General features: G+C 70.5%; 15 protein-coding genes and 1 pseudogene. 5 read left to right on the top strand and 11 right to left on the bottom strand.

Annotated features, from left to right (window positions below; all coding sequences use genetic code 11):
- The first annotated feature begins 124 nt into the window (after window positions 1-124).
- Window positions 125-814: an HNH endonuclease signature motif containing protein gene (locus LL648_RS39620; RefSeq protein ID WP_374112179.1), complete on the top strand. Its 690-nt coding sequence runs from the start codon at window positions 125-127 to the stop codon at window positions 812-814.
- Window positions 815-816: 2 nt separating this feature from the next.
- Here LL648_RS39620 and LL648_RS39615 read toward each other — a convergent pair.
- Window positions 817-1,299, bottom strand: a pseudogene (locus tag LL648_RS39615) (DinB family protein).
- Window positions 1,300-1,365: 66 nt separating this feature from the next.
- On the opposite strand from LL648_RS39615, the gene LL648_RS39610 reads away from it, so the two are divergent.
- Window positions 1,366-1,953: a helix-turn-helix domain-containing protein gene (locus tag LL648_RS39610; RefSeq protein ID WP_232668110.1), complete on the top strand. Its 588-nt coding sequence runs from the start codon at window positions 1,366-1,368 to the stop codon at window positions 1,951-1,953.
- Here LL648_RS39610 and LL648_RS39605 read toward each other — a convergent pair.
- Complete coding sequence (locus LL648_RS39605; protein ID WP_232668109.1) at window positions 1,938-2,876, bottom strand: AraC family transcriptional regulator; 939 nt, start codon at window positions 2,874-2,876, stop codon at window positions 1,938-1,940. The genes LL648_RS39610 and LL648_RS39605 overlap by 16 nt on opposite strands.
- Before the next feature lie 73 nt (window positions 2,877-2,949).
- Between LL648_RS39605 and LL648_RS39600 the strand changes: the two genes are divergently transcribed.
- Window positions 2,950-4,335, top strand: coding sequence for a mercuric reductase (locus tag LL648_RS39600; protein ID WP_232668108.1), 1,386 nt, complete (start codon window positions 2,950-2,952; stop codon window positions 4,333-4,335).
- Between the two features lie 89 nt (window positions 4,336-4,424).
- Here LL648_RS39600 and LL648_RS39595 read toward each other — a convergent pair whose 3' ends face one another.
- From LL648_RS39595 to LL648_RS39555, 8 genes are all read right to left on the bottom strand, one after another.
- Window positions 4,425-5,096 carry an RICIN domain-containing protein gene (locus LL648_RS39595; protein WP_374112178.1) on the bottom strand — a complete coding sequence of 224 codons (672 nt, stop codon included), beginning with the start codon at window positions 5,094-5,096 and terminating at the stop codon, window positions 4,425-4,427.
- A gap of 9 nt (window positions 5,097-5,105) precedes the next feature.
- Window positions 5,106-5,426 carry an RICIN domain-containing protein gene (locus tag LL648_RS39585; RefSeq protein WP_232668106.1) on the bottom strand — a complete coding sequence of 107 codons (321 nt, stop codon included), beginning with the start codon at window positions 5,424-5,426 and terminating at the stop codon, window positions 5,106-5,108.
- Window positions 5,427-5,593: 167 nt separating this feature from the next.
- On the bottom strand, window positions 5,594-6,607 hold the full coding sequence (gene speB, locus LL648_RS39580) for an agmatinase (protein ID WP_232668105.1): 1,014 nt from the start codon (window positions 6,605-6,607) through the stop codon (window positions 5,594-5,596).
- Window positions 6,608-8,050, bottom strand: coding sequence for an aminobutyraldehyde dehydrogenase (locus LL648_RS39575; protein ID WP_232668104.1), 1,443 nt, complete (start codon window positions 8,048-8,050; stop codon window positions 6,608-6,610).
- A gap of 22 nt (window positions 8,051-8,072) precedes the next feature.
- Entirely contained in the window at window positions 8,073-9,947 is a 1,875-nt protein-coding gene (locus tag LL648_RS39570; protein WP_232668103.1) for a primary-amine oxidase, read from the bottom strand.
- An 11-nt stretch (window positions 9,948-9,958) separates the two neighbouring features.
- A complete protein-coding gene (locus LL648_RS39565) occupies window positions 9,959-11,488 on the bottom strand; it encodes an APC family permease (protein ID WP_232668102.1) in 1,530 nt (509 codons plus the stop codon).
- A 60-nt stretch (window positions 11,489-11,548) separates the two neighbouring features.
- Entirely contained in the window at window positions 11,549-13,141 is a 1,593-nt protein-coding gene (locus LL648_RS39560; protein ID WP_232668101.1) for a biotin carboxylase, read from the bottom strand.
- Window positions 13,142-13,202: 61 nt separating this feature from the next.
- On the bottom strand, window positions 13,203-14,627 hold the full coding sequence (locus tag LL648_RS39555; protein WP_232668100.1) for an amidase: 1,425 nt from the start codon (window positions 14,625-14,627) through the stop codon (window positions 13,203-13,205).
- A gap of 191 nt (window positions 14,628-14,818) precedes the next feature.
- Between LL648_RS39555 and gabT the strand changes: the two genes are divergently transcribed.
- Window positions 14,819-16,150, top strand: coding sequence for a 4-aminobutyrate--2-oxoglutarate transaminase (gene gabT, locus LL648_RS39550; RefSeq protein WP_232668099.1), 1,332 nt, complete (start codon window positions 14,819-14,821; stop codon window positions 16,148-16,150).
- Window positions 16,147-17,520, top strand: a complete 1,374-nt coding sequence (locus tag LL648_RS39545; RefSeq protein WP_374112177.1) for an aldehyde dehydrogenase family protein — start codon at window positions 16,147-16,149, stop codon at window positions 17,518-17,520. The genes gabT and LL648_RS39545 overlap by 4 nt, the downstream gene beginning before the upstream one ends.
- 89 nt (window positions 17,521-17,609) lie before the next feature.
- Here the strand turns inward: LL648_RS39545 and LL648_RS39540 are convergent, their stop codons facing one another.
- Window positions 17,610-18,626 carry a C45 family autoproteolytic acyltransferase/hydolase gene (locus LL648_RS39540; protein WP_232668098.1) on the bottom strand — a complete coding sequence of 339 codons (1,017 nt, stop codon included), beginning with the start codon at window positions 18,624-18,626 and terminating at the stop codon, window positions 17,610-17,612.
- Window positions 18,627-18,634 lie beyond the last annotated feature (8 nt).

Below are 18,634 nucleotides of genomic sequence, written 5' to 3'. Positions count from 1 at the left end.
ACTTCCCCGGACGACTCCCCCTGTGATACGTTAACAATCAGTCCACCCGTGGCTTACACGGGAAAAATGACAGGCTCAGGACGGGCCCGAACCCGACGACGGCCCGGAGTCCGAGGTCAACGAGCTGACCATCACCCGCCATCCCGACCGGGCCGGCGGGACGATCAAGGGACGGTTCGACAACCCGGTCCTGTTCGCCACCATCGCCACGTTGATCGATGCGAAGTCGAAGCCGGCCGGCGCCGACGACCAGCGCAGCAGCAAGGAACGCCAAGTCGAAGGACTCGCGGACATCTGCGGCTACGTGCTCGACCACGGCGACGTACCCCATGCCGGTGGCCACCGCCCGCACCTCAACGTGCACATCCCACTCGAAGAGCTGGAAACCCGGGTCCGGACCGCGATCCTCGACTTCGGCGGCACTATCACCACCAAGGATCTGCGGCTGCTCGCCTGCAACGCCGGTGTCATCCCGATCGTCATGAACGGCGACAGCCAGCCACTCGACATCGGCCGCGCAAACCGGGTGATTCCCGACGGAATGCGCCGTGCCGTCGCCGCCCGTGACCGCGGATGCGCGAGGTGTGGTTGCCCGGCGAGTTGGTGCGACATCCACCATATTGCTGAATGGCAGAACGGCGGACCAACCGAAATCAACAACTTGGTGATGCTGTGCAAAATGCATCACCGGGAGATCCATGCCACGGAATGGTTCGTGCGAATAGTGGATGGCCTGCCGGAGTTCATCCCGCCCAGATGGGTGGATCCGGATCAGGTGCCACGACGAAGTCCGAGTCATGTCTTCGCCGCCTGAACTCAGCGTCCGGTCGCGCCGTCGATCAGCTCGCGGAGGATGTCGGCGTGGCCGGCGTGCCGGCCCGTCTCCTCGATCATGTGGGTGAGCGCCCAGCGGGCGCTCGGTCCGGCGCCCGACCGGCCGGGAACCGGCGCGCCCAGGTCGGTGCAGCCGTCGAGCACGGCGTTGGCCTGTTCGACGGTCGCGCGGTAGCGGTCGACGACGTCGGCCACCGTGTCGTCGGGTGCTGCCCGGAACGTCCGCTACCAGTTGGTGACCCGCTCGCCGAGGAACATCGCGCGCTCGACGAACGTGAGGTGGTTGAGCAGGCCGAGCAGGTTCGTGCCCGACGCCACCGCGGCGGCGCGGACCTGCGGTTCCGGGGCGCCGACGACCTTTGCGGCGACCGAGGAGCGGAGGTAGTCGAGGAAGCCGCGCAGCACCTCCGCCTCGCTGCCGCCGGTGCGAGGCGGAGGGGTATCGCGGCGGCGGGTGGTGGGCATGCGGCCAGTCTTGGCAAGCGCCGGCGAAATGGCACGGGATCTTGCGGTTCTGGCAAGGTGAACCCGGTGGACCACGGAACCGACGACGTGCTCGACGCCGTCGGACCGCGGCTCCGCGCGCTGCGCCGCGACCGGGGCATCACCCTCGCCGACCTCGCCGCGACGACCGGGATCTCGGAGAGCACGCTGTCGCGCCTGGAGAACGGGCAGCGCCGGGCGACGCTGGAGCTGCTGCTGCCGCTGTCACGCACCTACGACGTGCCGCTGGACGACCTCGTCGGCGCGCCGCGCACCGGCGACCCCCGGATCCACCTGAAGCCGATCAAGCGGTTCGGCATGGTGTTCATCCCGCTGTCGCGGCGGCCGGGCGGCACCCAGGCCTTCAAGATGATCATCCCGGCGGTGCCCGAGCCGCTCGAACCGGCGCCGCAGACCCACGATGGCTTCGAATGGCTCTACGTGCTCAACGGCCGGCTGCGGCTGGTGGTCGGCGACCGCGACCTGACCCTGCCACCGGGTGAGGCGGCCGAGTTCGACACCTCCCTCCCGCACTGGCTGGGCAGCGCTGACGGTGGTGTGGTCGAGCTGCTGATCCTCTTCGGGCTGCAGGGGATGCGGGCACACGTGCGGAGCGGGCCTCAGCCGACGTCGTGAGGCTGCCGACGTCTGCGCTGGTCGATCCGGTACCGCGCCGGGGTGGTGCCGACCTCGCCGCGGAAGGCGCGGGAGAACGCGGACTCCGACCGGTAGCCGACCGATCCGGCGATGTTGGCGACGGTAGCGTCGCTGGAGTCGAGCAGCTCCGCCGCCGCCATCACCCGGGCGCGGGCGAGGAAGGCGCCCACGGTCGTGCCGGTCTCCCGCCCGAAGTGGCGGAGGAACGTCGCGCGTGACATCGCGGCGGCGCCGCTGAGCCGTTCGATCGTCCACTCGGCACCCGGATCGGCCAGCACGGAGTCGACGGCCTCGGCGATCCGGCTGTCGGCCGCTGCCGTCCACAACGCCGTTGTCGTGGTGGCGCCACGTGACGACCGCAGCACCATCGCCAGCAGGACCGTGGAGAGCGCCGACAGGATGGCGGCGGAGCCCGCGCCCTCCTGCCGCCCCTCCGCGCGCATCAGCGCGCTGACCGAGCGCAGCATCTCGGCGCTCTCGGGGGAACTTCCGAAGGAGACGTGCACGGGATCGGGCAGGCTGCGCAAGAGCACCGCGCCCGCGCCCCGGTCGAACACGTAGCTCCCGCAGAACAGGTCGATGACGGCAGCGCCACCACCAGCGCTGCGGGTGGTCGTGAACGCCTCTCCGACGGTCTCGCTGGTTCCCCGCAGCCGACCCGCCCCGGACGTCGTCACATGATGGGCGGCCCCGCCCGGGATCAGCACGACGTCACCGGTGCGCAGGTGGAGCACCGTGGCGCCGACCTGCAGCCGGCACTCGCCCTCCAGCAGGGCGTGGAACGGCGCCTCCAGCTCGGGGCTGCCGGCGACGTCCATCTGCGTGGCACCGCCCAGCAGGCAGCGTTTGTCGAGGCGGGCGTTGGGCCGCGCCGCGCGCAGCAACCGGCTGACAGTGTCCATGATGAGACTTTCAGGCTGGAAACTGAGACAGAAGCAGCTATTCATATCACCACAGCTGTCTTAGCTTCGCGGCATGGGTCAAGAGCAGTACGACGCGATCGTGATCGGGACCAGTCAAGGCGGCCGGTTCCTCCCCGTCGACCTGGCGAAGGCGGGGATGCGGGTGGCGCTCGTCGAGCGCGACCAGCTCGGCGGCGTCTGCGTCAATACCGGCTGCACCCCGACGAAGACGATGGTCGCGAGCGCCCGCCTCGCCCACCAGGCGCGCCGCGCCGCGGAGTACGGCGTGCGGGTCGGTCCCGTGTCGGTGGACCTGGCCGCGGTGCGCGAGCGCAAGCGGGCCATGGTCGCCGGCGCGCGGCAGAACTACGCGAGCCGTCTCGCGCACGACGGGCTCGACCTGATCGAGGGCGAGGCCCGGTTCAGCGGCCCGAAGACGATCGAGGTCGCGCTGCGCGCCGGCGGGACGCGGCACCTCGCTGCGCCGCTCGTCGTCGTCGATGCCGGTGCGCGGACCAAGCCGCTGGAGATCCCCGGCGCGAGCGACGTCACCGTGCTCGACTCGACGTCGATCATGGAGCTGGACGAGCTGCCGGAGCACCTCGTCGTGCTCGGCGGCGGCTACATCGGGCTGGAGTTCGGGCAGATGTTCCGCCGGTTCGGCAGCCGGGTGACGATCGTCCAGAACGCCGCGCGGCTGATGATGCCCGAGGACGACGACGTCTCGGAGGCGGTTGCCGCGATCCTGCGCGACGAGGGGATCACGGTGCTTACCTCGGCGACCCCGCTGCGGGTCGAACCGGCCGCCGGGGGTGTGCGGCTGACCGTCCGCACCGACGACGGCGACGAGGTGATCGACGGTTCACACCTGCTCTCGGCCATCGGCCGCATCCCGAACACCGAGGCACTCACGGTCGACGCGGCCGGCATCCGGCTCGACGAGCGCGGCTACATCGAGGTCGACGAGCGGCTGGAGACCAGCGTCCCCGGCGTCTACGCGATGGGCGACATCACGGCCGGACCGGCGTTCACCCACCTCTCCTTCGACGACTACCGCGTCCTGCACACCAACCTCGTCGAGCACGGGAAGGCGAGCACACGGGAGCGGGCCGTCCCGTACGCGGTGTTCATCGACCCGCAGCTAGGCCGGGTCGGTATCACCGAACGTGAGGCTCGGGCGCAAGGGCGCGCGATCAGGGTCGCGAAGCTCCCGATGAGCGCCGTCGTCCGTGCGATCGAGACCGGCGAGACCAGCGGTTTCATGAAGGCGATCATCGACGCCGAGAGCGGGCGGATCCTGGGCTGCGCGGTGCTCGGCAGTGAGGGCGGCGAGGTCATGACCGTGGTTCAGGTGGCCATGCTCGGCGGGCTCACGTATGCCGCCATGGCCGACGCGATCTTCACGCACCCGTTGCTGGCGGAGGGCCTCAACTCACTGTTCGCGAGCTTCGACGGCTGACCGGGCGCCGGTGATGGTGCCCGCACGCTGGACATTGCCTTCTTGGCACGCCATGTCTGCGGGCACCACCAGCTGTGTGCGATCGATCGTCAGGCCGAGTTCAGCCAGCGCCGCGACGGGTCGGCGTCGCAGTTGAACTGCAGCGCCTCGACGTTGTTCTCGGTGCTGACGCCGCCGGCGATGGTGAGGCACTTGCCGGTCTTCACGTTCCTCAGCTGGAACGTGTCGCCGCTCGGGTTGATCTTCGCCCAGCGCCGGGACGGGTCGGCGTCGCACTCGTACTGCAGCGCGACGACGTTGTTCTCGGTGCTGACGCCGCCGGCGATGGTGAGGCATTTGCCGGTCTTGGCGTTCTGCAGCTGGAACGAACCGCCGCTCTGGTTGATCTCGTACCAGCGGCGCGACAGGTCGGAATCGCAGTTGAACTGCAGCGCATGCACGTTGTTCTCCGCGCTGACACCGCCGGCGATCGTGAGGCACTTGCCGGTTCGCACGTTCTGGTACTGGACGTAGTTGTCGCTGTTGAACAAGCTCATCGCCCAGCGCCGCGACGGGTCGGTATCGCAGTTGAACTGCAGCGCCTCGACGTTGTTCTCGGTGCTGACGCCGCCGGCGATGGTGAGGCACTTCTGGGTCTGGACGTTCCGGAGCTGGAACGTGTCACCGCTCTCGTTGATCTTGCTCCAGCGGCGCGACGGGTCGGAGTCGCAGTTGTACTGGAGCGCGACGACGTTGTTCTCGGTGCTGCGCCCGCCCGCGATGGTGAGGCACTACAGCGTCCGCTCGTTCTTGATCTGGTAGGAGGCGCCGCCGTCGACGCTCGTCATGAGCCATTGGCGGGAGAAGTCGTTGTCGCAGGTGAACTGCAGCGCGTGGACGTTGTTCTCCGTGCTGCTGCCGCCGGCGATGGTGAGGCACTTCCCGGTCTGCACGTTCTTGAACATGACGTGCGGGATCGCGATGGCCGTCGGGTACGGGCCCGCGGGGGCTGCCGCTGCGGGACCGGCGATCCCCAGCAGCAATCCGGCGACGAGGACGGCGAGCGCGCCGAGCACTCCGGCGATCCTTCGGGGTCTGGTGGCAGCAGCCATGGCCTTTCCTTTCGGAAATGTGGACGTTGCCCCAGACGGTGCGCTCCGGAACCCGCGTGGACACGCGTAGTTCGCTACGCGGGTAGGCCACCGAAGTTCCCCACCGTTTTGCCTACTTGCACAGCCTGGAGGGCGTGCAGGTTGGCAAACGGTGGGGAAGTTGCGGGTCAGCGGTCGTCGAGCAGCGGCTGCTCCGGGTCCCACGTCGTGCCGTCGGCCGCGTCCTTGCGCTTGCGCGCGATGCCGGAGAGGGCCTCCAGCACCACCCGGTTCGCCAGGAACGAGGTGATCTCGGCGTGGTCGTACGGCGGCGACACCTCCACCACGTCGATCCCGACGACCGGCAGCTCGTAGGCGATCCGGCGCACCGAGTCGAGCAGCTGCCGCGCGGAGAACCCGCCCGGTTCCGGGGTGCCGGTGCCGGGTGCGTGGCCCGGGTCGCAGACGTCGATGTCGACCGACAGGAACACCCCGTCGCAGTCGTCGGTGGCGATCGCGAACGCCTCGGTGAGGCATTCGGTGAGCCCGCGCGCGACGATCTCCGTCATCTCGTACGAGCGCATGCCCTGCTCGGCCATCCAGCCCAGCGTCTCCGGCTCCGGCCAGTAGCCGCGCAGCCCGATCTGCAGGAACCGGTCGCCGCGCAGCGCGCCCGACTCGATCAGCCGCCGCATCGGTTGCCCGTGCCCGATCAGCGACCCGAACTCGATGTTGCCGGTGTCGGCGTGCGCATCGAAGTGGATCATCGAGACGCGACCCTGTCCGAGGTGCTGCGCCACCCCGGCCGCGTCGGGCCAGGCGATCGTGTGATCGCCGCCGAGCACGAGCGGGATGGCTCCGGCGCTGGTCACCGCGTAGACGGCGGCCTGCAGGTCGCGCACCGAACGCTCAGCGTCGCCGGAGAACATCTCGACGTCACCGGCGTCGTAGACCCGCAGGTCCTTCAGCCCGTCCACCCGCAGCGCCAGCGACGGACGGGATCCGTCGTGCGGCAGGTAGCAGGTCTGGCGGATGTACTGCGGGCCGAACCGCGTGCCGGAACGGTGCGACGTGCCCCCGTCGAACGGCGCGCCGAGGATCACCACGTCGGCGTCGGGGTAGGTGGACGCATCGGCCCAGTCGCAGCGGTCGACACCGAGGAACGTGATGTCCGGGCCGAACTGGGCGCCGTAGCGGGCCACTCATTCCCCCAGGTAGGACATGACGTGCTTGACCCGCGTGTACTCCTCGAGCGAGTACGCCGAGAGGTCCTTGCCGTACCCGGACTGCTTGACCCCGCCGTGCGGCATCTCGGCCACGAGCGGGATGTGGCAGTTGATCCAGACGCAACCGGTGTCGATCCCGGCCGAGACGCGCAGCGCGCGCCGGTGGTCGTTCGTCCAGACGCTGCTGGCGAGCCCGTACTCGGTGTCGTTGGCCAGCCGGATGGCGTCGGCCTCGTCGGTGAACGTCTGGACGGTGATCACCGGGCCGAAGATCTCCGTGCGGATCAGCTCGTCGCCCTCGTGCAGGCCGTCGATGAGGGTCGGGGTGTAGAAGTACCCGGCCTCGCCGGACCGCTCGCCGCCGCTGACGACACTCGCGTGCGACGGCGCGCGCGACACCAGCCCGGAGACGTGCCCGAGCTGGTTCACGTTGTTGACCGGCGGGATGTAGAAGCCGTCGTCGTCCTGCTCGTCGCGCGAGAGCTGCACGCTCGCGGCCTGCTCGGCGAGCGCGGCGACGAGGTCGTCGCGCAGCCCCTCCTGGACGAGCACGCGGGTTGCGGCGGTGCAGTCCTGACCGGCGTTGAAGTACCCGGCGACGGCGATGTTCTCGGCGGCCAGCGCGAGATCGGCGTCGTTGAAGACGATCACCGGGGCCTTGCCGCCCAGCTCGAGGTGCGCCCGCTTGACGGTGTCGGCCGCCGCCCGCGCGACCGCCTTGCCGGCCGCGGTGCTCCCGGTGATCGACACCATCGCCGGGATCGGGTTGGCGGTGAGCGCGGCACCGGTGGAGCGGTCGCCGCAGACGACGTTGAACACCCCGGGCGGGAGGATGTCGGCGAACAGCTTCGCCATGTGCACGGCGCTGGCCGGCGTGGTGTCGGAGGGCTTGAGCACCATCGTGTTGCCCGCGGCGAGCGCCGGCGCGAACTTCCAGACGGCCATCATCATCGGGTAGTTCCACGGCGCGACCGAGCCGATCACACCCACCGGCTCGCGGCGGATCGAGGAGCTGTAGCCGCGCATGTACTCCGCGGTCGCCTTGCCCTCCAGCAGCCGCGCGGCGCCGGCGAAGAACTTGATCTGGTCGACCATGGGCGGGATCTCCTCGCTCATGGTCAACCCCACCGGCTTGCCGGTGTTCTCGTGCTCGGTCCGCACGAGCGCCTCGGCGTCGGCCTCGATCGCGGCCGCCATCTTCAGCAGGTACTCCATCCGCTCGCCGGGAGTGGTCTTCTTCCACTCCGGGAACGCCGCGGCTGCCGCCTTGCAGGCGGCGTCGACGTCATCGGCCGACGACAGCGGCGCCGAGGTGTACGCCTCACCCGTCGAGGGGTTGATGACGTCGGTATAGGCGCCGCCCGCGGGCGGGACGAACTCTCCGTTGACGAAGTTGGCCAGCTGCTTGCTCTCGCTCATCTTCCGTGCCCTCCAGTAGTGCTCAGTGATCCGTCGGCGCGACGTCGAGCGCCGGGTTGAAGTCGAAGAAACCAGTCGGTTTGAGCCAGAACGAGACCGTGTCGGCCGGCATGATCGGCCAGTCCTCGATCCGCGGCACGTGGTGGATACCGAAGACGTACCAGAGCACGACGTCGGTGTTCTCGATCGAGCGGTTCGCCCGGGTCCATTTCGGGAGGCCCTCGTCGACCGCGCTCTGGTTGACGAACTCACCGCACGGCCACCGCTCCTCTGCGTCGAACGGCGTCACCCACAGCGTGTGCCCGAGCACCTGCGCGCGCTGGAACACCGGCGAGGAGTGGTCGAGCATCGGCGGGATCGCCGCGCCGGGCACCAGCTTGTACGCCACCGGCGTGCCGACCTTGTTGCGCCGGCCGGGGTTGGTGACCTTCCAGGCCCGCTGCGTCTCCCAGCGGTAGTCCTGCTTGCCCTCGGCCTCTGTGCGCAGCGGCACGGACCGCTGGGTGAGCGCCAGCCCGTACGGGTTGGCGGCGTCGATCGGCAGCTGCTCGGTCTCGGTCATGACGACCGTGTTGTACGGCCCGTCGACCTCCATGTCGAGCCTGGCGACGATGAAGTGCTGGTGGATCGGCGCGTAGGTCTGCGTGTCGACGACCGTGCCGTACGGCGGCGCCGTGCTGCCCTCGAACGGGGTGGTCACCATGATCCCGGTGGCGCGCACCTCGCACTCGATCGAGCCGTCCTCGTAGAAGCGCCAGTAGACGAGGTACTCGTAGTTCGCCACGGTCACGTGCGTCGAGACGACGAGCCGCCGCATCCGGCGCACCTCGGCGCCCGCCCGGTCGTCGACGTGCTTCCACAGGACCCCGTTGTCCTCCTCGTGCACGCAGATCGCGTTGGGGATCGGTGTCGGCTCGCCCGAGCTGTCGTGCAGCACGGCGTCGAGGTAGCGGATCTCGCCGAGGCAGTCGCAGCCCAGCATCAGCGACCGGGTCATGAACCCGAGGCCCCACTCACCGATGTCGTACGCGGTGCGCCGCACGTGGTCGGGGGTCGGGTCGCGGTACGGCACGACCATCTCCGCGAACGACATGCGGTGCGCCACCGAGCGTCCGGCGTACTCGACGCGGTGCAGGAGCAGACCTTCGCGGTAGTTGAAGCCGATCCGCATGCCCCAGCCCTGCCAGCGCAGCTCGTGGCCGTCGATGGTGAACGACGGGCCGTCGGGCTGGGTGATCGCGAGCGGTTTGCGGTCGGTCCGGGCCTGGTAGCCGGGGACGAACTCGGGGGTGTACTCGCCCTGCACCGGCGGGAACGCGGCGCCGCCGGTGTCCTCGATCTCCAGCAGCTCGACGGTGTTGAGGTCGACGACCAGCTTGAGCCCGCTGACGGGGTGCGCGTACGGGTTGGACGTGCGGTGCTCGCGCAGCCAGATGTCGCACCAGCCGATCCGCCGGCCCGCGTACCGCTCGGGGATCAGGTGCGCCCCGTACGTCCAGACGTCGATCAGCACGAGGTCCATGTCGGTGACCCCGCGGGCCGCGAGCGCCTCGGCGACCCGGCTGTCCTTGCGCATCGTGTCGTCGACGGCGTGCCACTCGTCGGAGGTGGCGTTGGGCTGGTGCCCCGGCTCGCCACGGCTGCCGAGCAACACGTCGTCGGTCAGCGACACGAGCGCGGTGTACGCGGCGCCGTCCGGGAGGTGCCACAGGACGACCCGCGCCTCGCGGGTGATCGCGTCGCCCGGGCGGAAGGCGCGCACCACGTCCTTCGCGGGCTCGCGCAGCTCGATCGAGGCGTACCGCCAGCCGTCGTCCATCCGGAGGTCGCGCCGCAGGATCTCCCTGACCTGGCTGATCTCCGCCGCGGACAGCGGATCGAGCGGGTGTGCGGTCACGGTTGCGCCTTTCACTCGGGAACGATCAACGCAGGGGTGTCGCGGCGGAGTGTGCCGCCGATGAAGAACTCGGGGTCGCGGACACGCTGGATCACCATCAGCCCGGCTCCGAGCACCAGCAGGCCCAGTGCCAGCACGAACACCAGCCCGACGCCGCCGACCGCGGCGCCGCTGCCGTTCGCCGGGTCGTAGCTGTCGATCATGGAGATGACGAACACGACCGTCAGCATGACCGCGCCGAGCAGCGGGAAGAGGAACTTGAACACGAAGTTGAACCTGTTGCGGAACAGCTCCTTGCGGAAGTACCAGACGCACGCGAACGCGGTCAGCCCGTAGTAGAAGCAGATCATGATCCCGAGCGTGAGGATCGTGTCGGAGAGCACGCTCTCCGAGAGCAGCGTCAGCAGGCTGTAGAACACCGCCGTGCCGATCCCGCAGGCCAGCGTCGCGTAGCTGGGGATGAGGAACCGCGGGTGGATCCGCGCGAAGCGTGCGGGCACCGCCCGGTAGACGCCCATCGCCAGCAGCGTGCGGGCCGGCGGTAGGAACGTCGTCTGCAGGCTCGCCGCGCTGGAGGCCAGCACCGCGAGGAACAGCAGCATCGACGCCCACGGGCCGAGCACCGGCTCGGCGAGCGCGCCGAACACGTTGTCCGAGGTCTCCTCGTTGCCGAGGCCGAGCCCGTCGGTGCCTACCCCGGCGTAGACCATCGCGGCGATCCCGACGAGCAGGTACGACACGAGGATCAGCACCACGGTGACCACCGCGGCCCGGCCGGGCGTGCGGTCGAGGTCGGTGCTCTCCTCGTTGACGGTCAGGCAGGTGTCCCAGCCCCAGAACGCGAAGATCGAGCCGATCAGGCCGGCCGTGAACGCGGTGAGGGTCAGCCCGGTGAACGGGTTGAACCAGTCCCACTCGAACGCGATGGCCGTCGGCGAAGCGGTCGCACCGGCGAACGCGGCGATGACGAACATCGCCAGCACCACCATCTGGAAGACCACCAGAGCGACCTGCACGCGCTTCGTCGTGGTGATGCCCCGGTAGGCGACGAACGTCGCGGCGGCCACGAACGCCACGCAGGTGACGATGTTGACGATCTTGTCGGCGGCCAGCTCGGCGATCGACTCGATCCCGGTGATCCGGGCGATGAACAGGTAGAAGAACGAGACCGCGACCCCGGCCAGGTTGGACAGGACGATCACCGTCGCGATGATCGCGCCCCAGCCGCACATCCAGCCGACGTACGTGCCGAACGCCTTCGTCGCCCATGTGAACGACGTCCCGCAGTCGGGGATCGCGCGGTTCAGCTCGCGGTAGGCGTACGCGGTCAGGAACATCGGGATGAACCCGGCGACGATCACGGCCGGCATCTTCACCGCCACTGCGGCGGCGAGGATCCCCAGCGTGGCGGTCAACGCGTAGGCCGGCGCGACGCTGGAGACCCCGAGCGTGACGCTGCCCCACAACCCCACCGAGCCGCCGGACAGGCCCTTCTCGTGCACGTCGTCCTGGACGACACCGACCTGCGGTGGACGGGCCACGGCAGCCTCCAAGGGGATGGGTCCGCCAGTCTTCAGACCGGGGACGGTTCGGGCTAGGTGTCAGGCGCTCTTCACACCCGCAGGGGCGGAACCGAGCGGCAGCTCGTCGAGCGGGGTGGCCGCGACGAGCCCCCGGATGCCGTTCACCCAGCGCTTGCAGAGCGGGGTGAGCCGGAAGTCGTTGGACTGGAGGCGCCCGCGACTGACCAGGATGCCGATGTCGGCGCCCTTGTAGAGGTAGTCGCCGGGCCCCGCGACCCGCAGGTAGAAGCCCTCGTCGTCGGCCTGCAGGTCGTGCCAGTCGGTGGCGGGACGAGCGAAGCGCAGCTTGCCGCGCGGCCCGCTGCGCCAGATCCCGGTGTCCGGCGATGCGGTGATGAGCCCGATCGAGTCGTCGGTCTGCTTGATCACCACCTGGCTCCAGACGTCGACGGTGTCCGGGTCCGACCAGCGCGCGTTGATCTCCGCGACGTCGATCTCGTAGTCGACGTCGAGGTACTCCAGTAGGTGGAACAGGAACAGCGGCAGCTCCGCGTACGCGCCCGCGGTCACGTTGGTCATCGACGAGATGCCGGAAAGGCGCGGGTTGAGCTCGCCGAGGTACAGCTCGCCGGTGTCGGTGTCGACGAGGTAGTCGACCTCGAAGAACCCGCGGTAGCCCTCGCTGCCCATGCGGTCGCCGAGGTTCTGCGTGAGCACCCGGGCCCGCGACCGCTGCTCCTCGGTGAGCACGTCGAGGTAGACGTCGTTGCCGGCCCAGCCGCCCTTGTACGGGGTCAGCTCCTCGTAGCCGGTGATGTCGGCCATGATCGGCCCGACCAGCGTGCCGTGCCGGGTCAGCACCGCCTCGACGGCCACCGCGCGGCAGTTGATCCGCTTCATCACCTTCATCTCGACGTCGGTCAGCTCGTGCTCGGCGACAGCCTCGTCCCAGGCCTCCCGCCCGTCGATGAAGAACGTCGTCTTGCCGGAGTCGCCCCACGGCAGCTGCACCACCAGGTCGTCACCGAGGCCGTGCGAGCGGGAGAGCTCGACCAGCCCGTCGTAGTCGGCGACGGTGCCCAGCACGTTCGGGACGCTCGGCACGCCGGCCTCGTTGCCCATGCGGGTCGTCACGAGCTTCGAGTCGAGCCGATGGCGCAGGTCGGCCGACGGCAGCGCGACCTGCAGCCCGAGCTCGCCGGCGAGCCGCTCGGTCTCCTCGTCGAACATCACGAAGACGGCCTTGCCCGGCCCCTTGTCCCGGACCAGGTCGTAGAACTCGGGGTGCGCGAGCAGGTGGTTGTTCAGCTCCTCCATCGAGCCGAAGTCGTCGTCGGCGCGGTGCTCGGGCACGAACACCCGCGGGTGCGTGCCGCCGAACGAGTCGTAGTAGTTGACGTAGTGGAAGTTGCTGATCCACCGGTCGACCCCGAGCAGGTTGAACGACGTGGGCGAGACGAAGTAGATCGGGGTCGTGTTCCGGCGGAAGAACGCCCGGATCGCCGAAACCCCGCGCAGCGGCTTGCGCGCCGGCGCCGTGCTCGCCTCCCGGGCCTTCGCCTTAGCGCCCTTCTTTGCGGCGCCCTTCCTTTCAGGGCCCTTCTTTTCAGGGCCCTTCTTTTCAGGGCCCTTCTTTTGGGGGGCCTTCTTCATCGGGGCCGACTTGGTCAACTGCTCGTCCTTCCTGGCGGTCGTCGTCGATGGCGTCGCTGCGGGGGAGCAGTTCTCGGGGTCAGATGGCGCGGGCGGGTTCGGTGCGGGCTGCGGAGCCGAGCGCCGCGGTGAGGACGGCGGCGGCGCGCAGGAGGCGGCGGTCGGACAGGCGCGGGCCCATGAGCTGCCCGCCGATGGGCAGCCCTGCCCGGTCGGCGCCGATCGGCACGGTGGTCGCCGGCAGGCCGGTGAGGTTGGCGTCGCACAGCAGCGGTGCCCAGTCGCGCCAGATCTCGTCGACGGGCACGCCGCCGATCCGCGCGGGGTAGTGCAGCGAGCCGTCGAACGCCGTCGTCCCGACGGTCGGGGTGAAAAGCGCCGTCGCGCCGGTCGCCGCGAAGAACTCCGCGTATACGGCGTGCAGGCGCTCGCGCGCGAACTGCGCGTTGACGTAGCTGACGGCGCTGATCGCCTCGCCGAACGCGAGGTAGTCGCGGACCTGCTCGGAGAGCAGCTCCGGGTACTGCTCGAACTCGACGGCCTCCGACCAGCGGGCCTCCGCGGTGGCGATGGTCGCCCAGGTGGCGATCGAGCTCGTGACCTGCGGTGCGGCCGCGACGACGTCGACGCCGGCCGCGGTGAGCGCGGCGACGGCATTGTCGAACGCGACCCGCACGGCGTCGTCGACGGGTGCGTACCCGAGGTCGGGGCTGACCGCGATCCGCAGCGGCGCGCCGCTCTCGGGCAGCAGCCCGACCGAGTGCCGGTCGAACGGGTCGGGCGCGGCGAGGACGGACATGAGCAGCTCGGCGTCCTCGACGGTCCGCGCGATCGGACCGACCGCCACGAGCGACTTCCAGCCGGGGCCCGACGGCTCGTGCGAGACCAGCCCGAACGTCGGCTTGTGCCCGACCAGCCCGCAGAACGCGGCCGGGATGCGGATCGAGCCGCCGCCGTCGCCGCCCAGCGCGAGCGGTCCGGCCCATGCCGCGACGTGCGCCGCCGCGCCGCTCGACGAGCCGCCCGCGGTGCGCGTGAGGTCGTGCGGGTTCGCTGTCACCCCGAAACCTGGGGCCGTCGACGTGGCGAAGTAGCAGAACTCCGTGGTCGTGGTCTTGGCGAAGACGACGGCGCCGGCGTCGAGCACCCGTTGCAGCGCGCCGACGGTGCGGTCGGGCACGAACCCGGCGCGGGCCGCGCTGCCCGACGTCGTCGGCACACCGGCGAGCCACTGCGAGTCCTTCGCAGAGATCGGCAGCCCTTCGAGCGAGCGGGCGGTGCCCGCGGCGATTCGCCGGTCGGACTCCGCCGCGGCCGCGCGGGCGGTGTCGTCGAGCCGCACGGCGAACGGGTTGACCTCGGCCGTGATCGCGTCGGCGCGCCCCAGCACCACTTCCAGCAGTTCGGCAGCGCCGACCTTGCGCTCGCGCAGCAGCGTCACCAGCTCGGTCGCCGAGGCCCGCAGCAGCGGCTCGTCCGGCGGCGAGGCGGGGGATCGGGGCATGACGGGAAGTCTGGGGCCGGCCCGTGGCGGCGCAGAACAGCCGGATCGTCCATCTTGCGGTGCGCAGGACGCCATTTCGGCACGTTGCCCGCGCGGCCCGATCCGAATATGTACGCCGTGTACAGGTCGCAGGATCGAATTGTCCGGTCCGGCGAGCCGGTGACGGGTGTTCCGAGGCCTACATTCCGGGCATGGTTGCGCAGAACGCCCAGCTCGTCACGCCCGTGCCCGGACCGTCTTCGCAGGCGCTGCAGGCGCGCCGGACGCAAGCCGTCAGCAAGGCCGTCGGCACCGTGCTGCCCGTCTACGTCGACGAGGCGTCCGGCGGGATCCTGCGCGACGTCGACGGCAACCAGCTGATCGACTTCGCCTCCGGCATCGCCGTCACCAGCGTGGGCAACAGCGACCCGCGGGTCGTCGCGCGGGTCACCGAGCAGGTGCAGCGCTTCACCCACACCTGCTTCATGGTCAGTGCCTACGAGGGTTACGTCGAGGTCTGCGAGCAGCTCAACGAGCTGACCCCGGGCGACCACGAGAAGCGCTCCGCGCTGTTCAACTCCGGCGCCGAGGCCGTCGAGAACGCCGTCAAGATCGCCCGGTACGCCACGGGCCGGCAGGCGGTGGTCGCGTTCGACCACGCCTACCACGGGCGCACCAACCTGACGATGGCGCTGACTGCGAAGTCGATGCCCTACAAGGCCGGGTTCGCGCCGTTCGCCGGCGAGATCTACCGGGTGCCGATGGCCTACCCGTATCGGTGGCCGACCGGGGCAGAGAACTGCGCCGACGAGGCGTTCGAGACGTTCGTATCGCAGGTGCACACGCAGGTCGGCGAGGAGCGCACGGCCGCGGTGATCCTGGAGCCGATCCAGGGTGAGGGCGGGTTCATCGTGCCGGCGCCCGGGTTCGTGGCGAAGGTGGCGCACTGGTGCCGCGACAACGGCATCGTGTTCATCGCCGACGAGGTGCAGACCGGCTTCTGCCGCACCGGCGACTGGTTCGCCAGCGAGCACGAGCAGGTCGTGCCCGACCTGGTCACGACGGGCAAGGCGATCGCGGGCGGGCTGCCGCTGGCAGGCGTGACCGGCCGCGCGGAGCTGATGGACGCCGTGCACGCGGGCGGGCTGGGTGGGACGTACGGCGGCAACCCGCTGGCCTGCGCCGCCGCGCTGGGCGCGATCGAGACCATGCGCGCCGACGACCTGACCGCACGCGCCGCGCGCCTCGGCGAGACGCTGCGCAACCGCCTGACCCAGCTCGCCGACAAGTACGAGGTGATCGGCGACGTCCGCGGGCGCGGGCTGATGCAGGCCGTCGAGCTGGTCTCCGACCGCGCCACGAAGACGCCCGACCCCGCCGCCACGGCCGCGGTCACCGCTGCCTGCCACAAGGCCGGGCTGCTGACCCTGACCTGCGGCACGTTCGGCAACGTGTTCCGCTTCCTGCCCCCGCTGGTGATCGGGGAGGACCTGCTCGACGAGGGCCTGTCGATCTTCGAGAACGCGCTGGCAGGTGTCGCGTGACGGGCACGCTGGTGGAGGTGACCAACCCGCTCGACGGCTCGGTCGTCGGGAAGGTGCCTTACGCCGAGCCCGCTGCCGTCGAGGCGGCTGTGGCTGCCGCGGCCGCTGCCGTCGCGGTCGGGCGGGAGCTGCCGGCGCACGCGCGCGCCGCAGCCCTGGACCAGATCAGCGCGCAGCTGGCCGCCCGTGCGGAGGAGTTCGCGCAGCTGATCACCGCTGAGAACGGGAAGCCGATCGTGTGGGCGCGGGCAGAGGTCGGCCGTGCCGTCTCGACGTTCCGCTGGGCGGCCGAGGAGGCCCGGCGGTTCTCCGGCGAGCTGCAGCGGCTCGACACCGACGCCGCCGCAACCGGCCGGGTCGCGATGGTCCGGCGCTTCCCGCGGGGTGCGGTGCTGGGCATCTCGCCGTTCAACTTCCCGCTGAACCTGGTCGCGCACAAGATCGCCCCGGCGATCGCGGTCGGCGCCCCGATCTTGCTCAAGCCCGCGCCGAAGACGCCGTTGACGGCCCTGCTGCTCGCCGAGTTGATCGCCGAGACCGAGCTGCCGGCGGGCCTGGTGACGGTGCTGCTCGTGCCCGACGCCGAAATGGACGCGCTGGTCGCCGACGAGCGGCTGCCGGTCGTCTCGTTCACCGGCTCCGAGCGGGTGGGGCGGCGCATCGCGGAGCTGGTGCCGCACAAGCACGTCACGCTGGAGCTGGGCGGCAACGCCGCCGTCGTCGTCGCGCGCGACTGGGCCGACCTGGAGTGGGCCGCCGACCGCGTCGCGACCTTCGGCAACTACCAGGCCGGGCAGTCGTGCATCGGCGTGCAGCGGGTGCTGGTCGACGAGGCGATCGCCCACGAGTTCGTCGAGCTGCTGGTGGCGAAGGTGCAGGCGCTCGACCCGGCCGCGGTGGTCGGGCCGGTGATCGACGACGCCGCGGCCGCCAGGATCGAGGAGTGGATCGCGGAGGCCACCGCGGGCGGCGCCGAGGTGCTCGCCGGCGGCACCCGCGAGGGACGCATGGTGGCCCCGACCGTCCTGCGTGACGCCCCGCCCGACTCCCGCGTCGTGCGCGAGGAGGTCTTCGGCCCGGTGCTGGTCGTCTCGACCTTCCCGACGATCGACGAGGCGTTCGCGGCCGTCAACGACTCCCGCTTCGGCCTGCAGGCCGGGGTGTTCACCTCGGACCTGCGCACGGCGTTCGCCGCGCACCGCGACCTCGAGGTCGGCGGCGTCGTGATCGGCGACGTGCCCAGCTACCGCGCCGACCAGATGCCCTACGGCGGGTGGAAGCACTCCGGCGTCGGCCGCGAGGGCCTCCGGTCGGCGATGGACGACTACACGGACACGCGCGTCCTCGTCCTGACGGGCATCCCCCTCTGAGGCCCCAACTTGCCCACCGTTTTGCCAACCTGCAGACCTCCGAGGCCGTGCAGGTTGGCAAAACGGTGGGGAACTTCGGGGTCGCGCCGTCAGCGGACGTGTTGGCGTTCGCTCTCGCGCACGACGACCGTCGTCGTTGCGTCGGGGTCGGCGTCGGGGTCGGTGAAGCCCCGCCGCCAGGTGTGGCCGGGCCAGCAGTAGTCGACGACGCCGAGCGCGGGCTGGTAGAGCGCCGTGTAGAGGGTGCCGAACGACCGTGAGTAGCCGGTGTTGCGCAGCGGTGCGTCGAGGAAGGCGGCAAGCAGCTCGGCGGGGCCGGGGTCGGTTGCGCTGAGCCGGAGCAGCGCCTCCCGACGTTCCACGCTGTGCAACGCGCGGGAGAGCTCGGGGAAGTCGGGCCGGTCGCCGCGGTGGTTGGTGGCGATCGGGATCTCGGAGAACTCCGGCGGGCCGTCGTGCGAGAGGTACGCGCTGACCGCGTCGCCGGTGGCGTCGACGATCGTGAGGTTGTAGGCCATCGCCAGCGGCAGCCGGCGCAGCAGCAGGCGGGCCTGCTCGGTGGTCTCGGCGACCTCCAGCAGATACCGGACGACGAGCGGCACCCCGAACCCCTGGCCCGAACCCGGCCGCCCACCGAAGGCCAGCGAGACGACCAGCCCGGCGTCGTTCATGCCGTCGAGCAGGCCCCACAGGCAGTCGCCGGTGCCGATCACCGGCCTCGTGAACGACGTGGTCAGCACGGTGCCTTCGAAGAGGTCGAGGCTGTAGTCGTAGTTGCGGCACAGCGCCGGCACCGGCGCGGTGAGCGCCATCTGCGAGCAGCCGGGGGAGAACCGCGGCGGGTCCCAGAGCGTCAGCATGCGGGCGGCGGTCTCGTCGCGCCCGGTGAGGTCGACGAGCCGCCGGTAGGTCGGGACGAGCTCGGGCATGTGCCGCACGAGCATCGCCGTCGCGGTGGTGAGATCGGGCCGGCCCGTGCCGTCCGCGCCCAGGTACCAGGCCCGGTAGGCGGGCCACGTCGTGGCGAACAGCTGCTGCCAGCGCGGCCCCGGCCGCGGCTCGGTGATGCCGCGCAACGTCACGGCGTACTCGAGCGCGTCGGGCATCGGACCAG

Source organism: Pseudonocardia sp. TRM90224, from assembly GCF_021245725.1.
Taxonomy (GTDB): Bacteria; Actinomycetota; Actinomycetes; order Mycobacteriales; family Pseudonocardiaceae; genus Pseudonocardia.
Note: the sequence above shows the minus strand (reverse complement) of the source record. Positions and strands in the feature narration are given on the sequence as shown.

What these genes read in the sequence shown, in the direction of transcription:
- LL648_RS39555 (WP_232668100.1), bottom strand. Translation starts at nt 14,627, where the DNA reads ATGCCCCGATCCCCCGCCTCGCCGCCGGACGAGCCGCTGCTGCGGGCC.
- LL648_RS39600 (WP_232668108.1), top strand. Translation starts at nt 2,950, where the DNA reads ATGGGTCAAGAGCAGTACGACGCGATCGTGATCGGGACCAGTCAAGGC.
- LL648_RS39540 (WP_232668098.1), bottom strand. Translation starts at nt 18,626, where the DNA reads ATGCCCGACGCGCTCGAGTACGCCGTGACGTTGCGCGGCATCACCGAG.
- LL648_RS39605 (WP_232668109.1), bottom strand. Translation starts at nt 2,876, where the DNA reads ATGGACACTGTCAGCCGGTTGCTGCGCGCGGCGCGGCCCAACGCCCGC.
- LL648_RS39585 (WP_232668106.1), bottom strand. Translation starts at nt 5,426, where the DNA reads ATGGCTGCTGCCACCAGACCCCGAAGGATCGCCGGAGTGCTCGGCGCG.
- LL648_RS39575 (WP_232668104.1), bottom strand. Translation starts at nt 8,050, where the DNA reads ATGAGCGAGAGCAAGCAGCTGGCCAACTTCGTCAACGGAGAGTTCGTC.
- gabT (WP_232668099.1), top strand. Translation starts at nt 14,819, where the DNA reads ATGGTTGCGCAGAACGCCCAGCTCGTCACGCCCGTGCCCGGACCGTCT.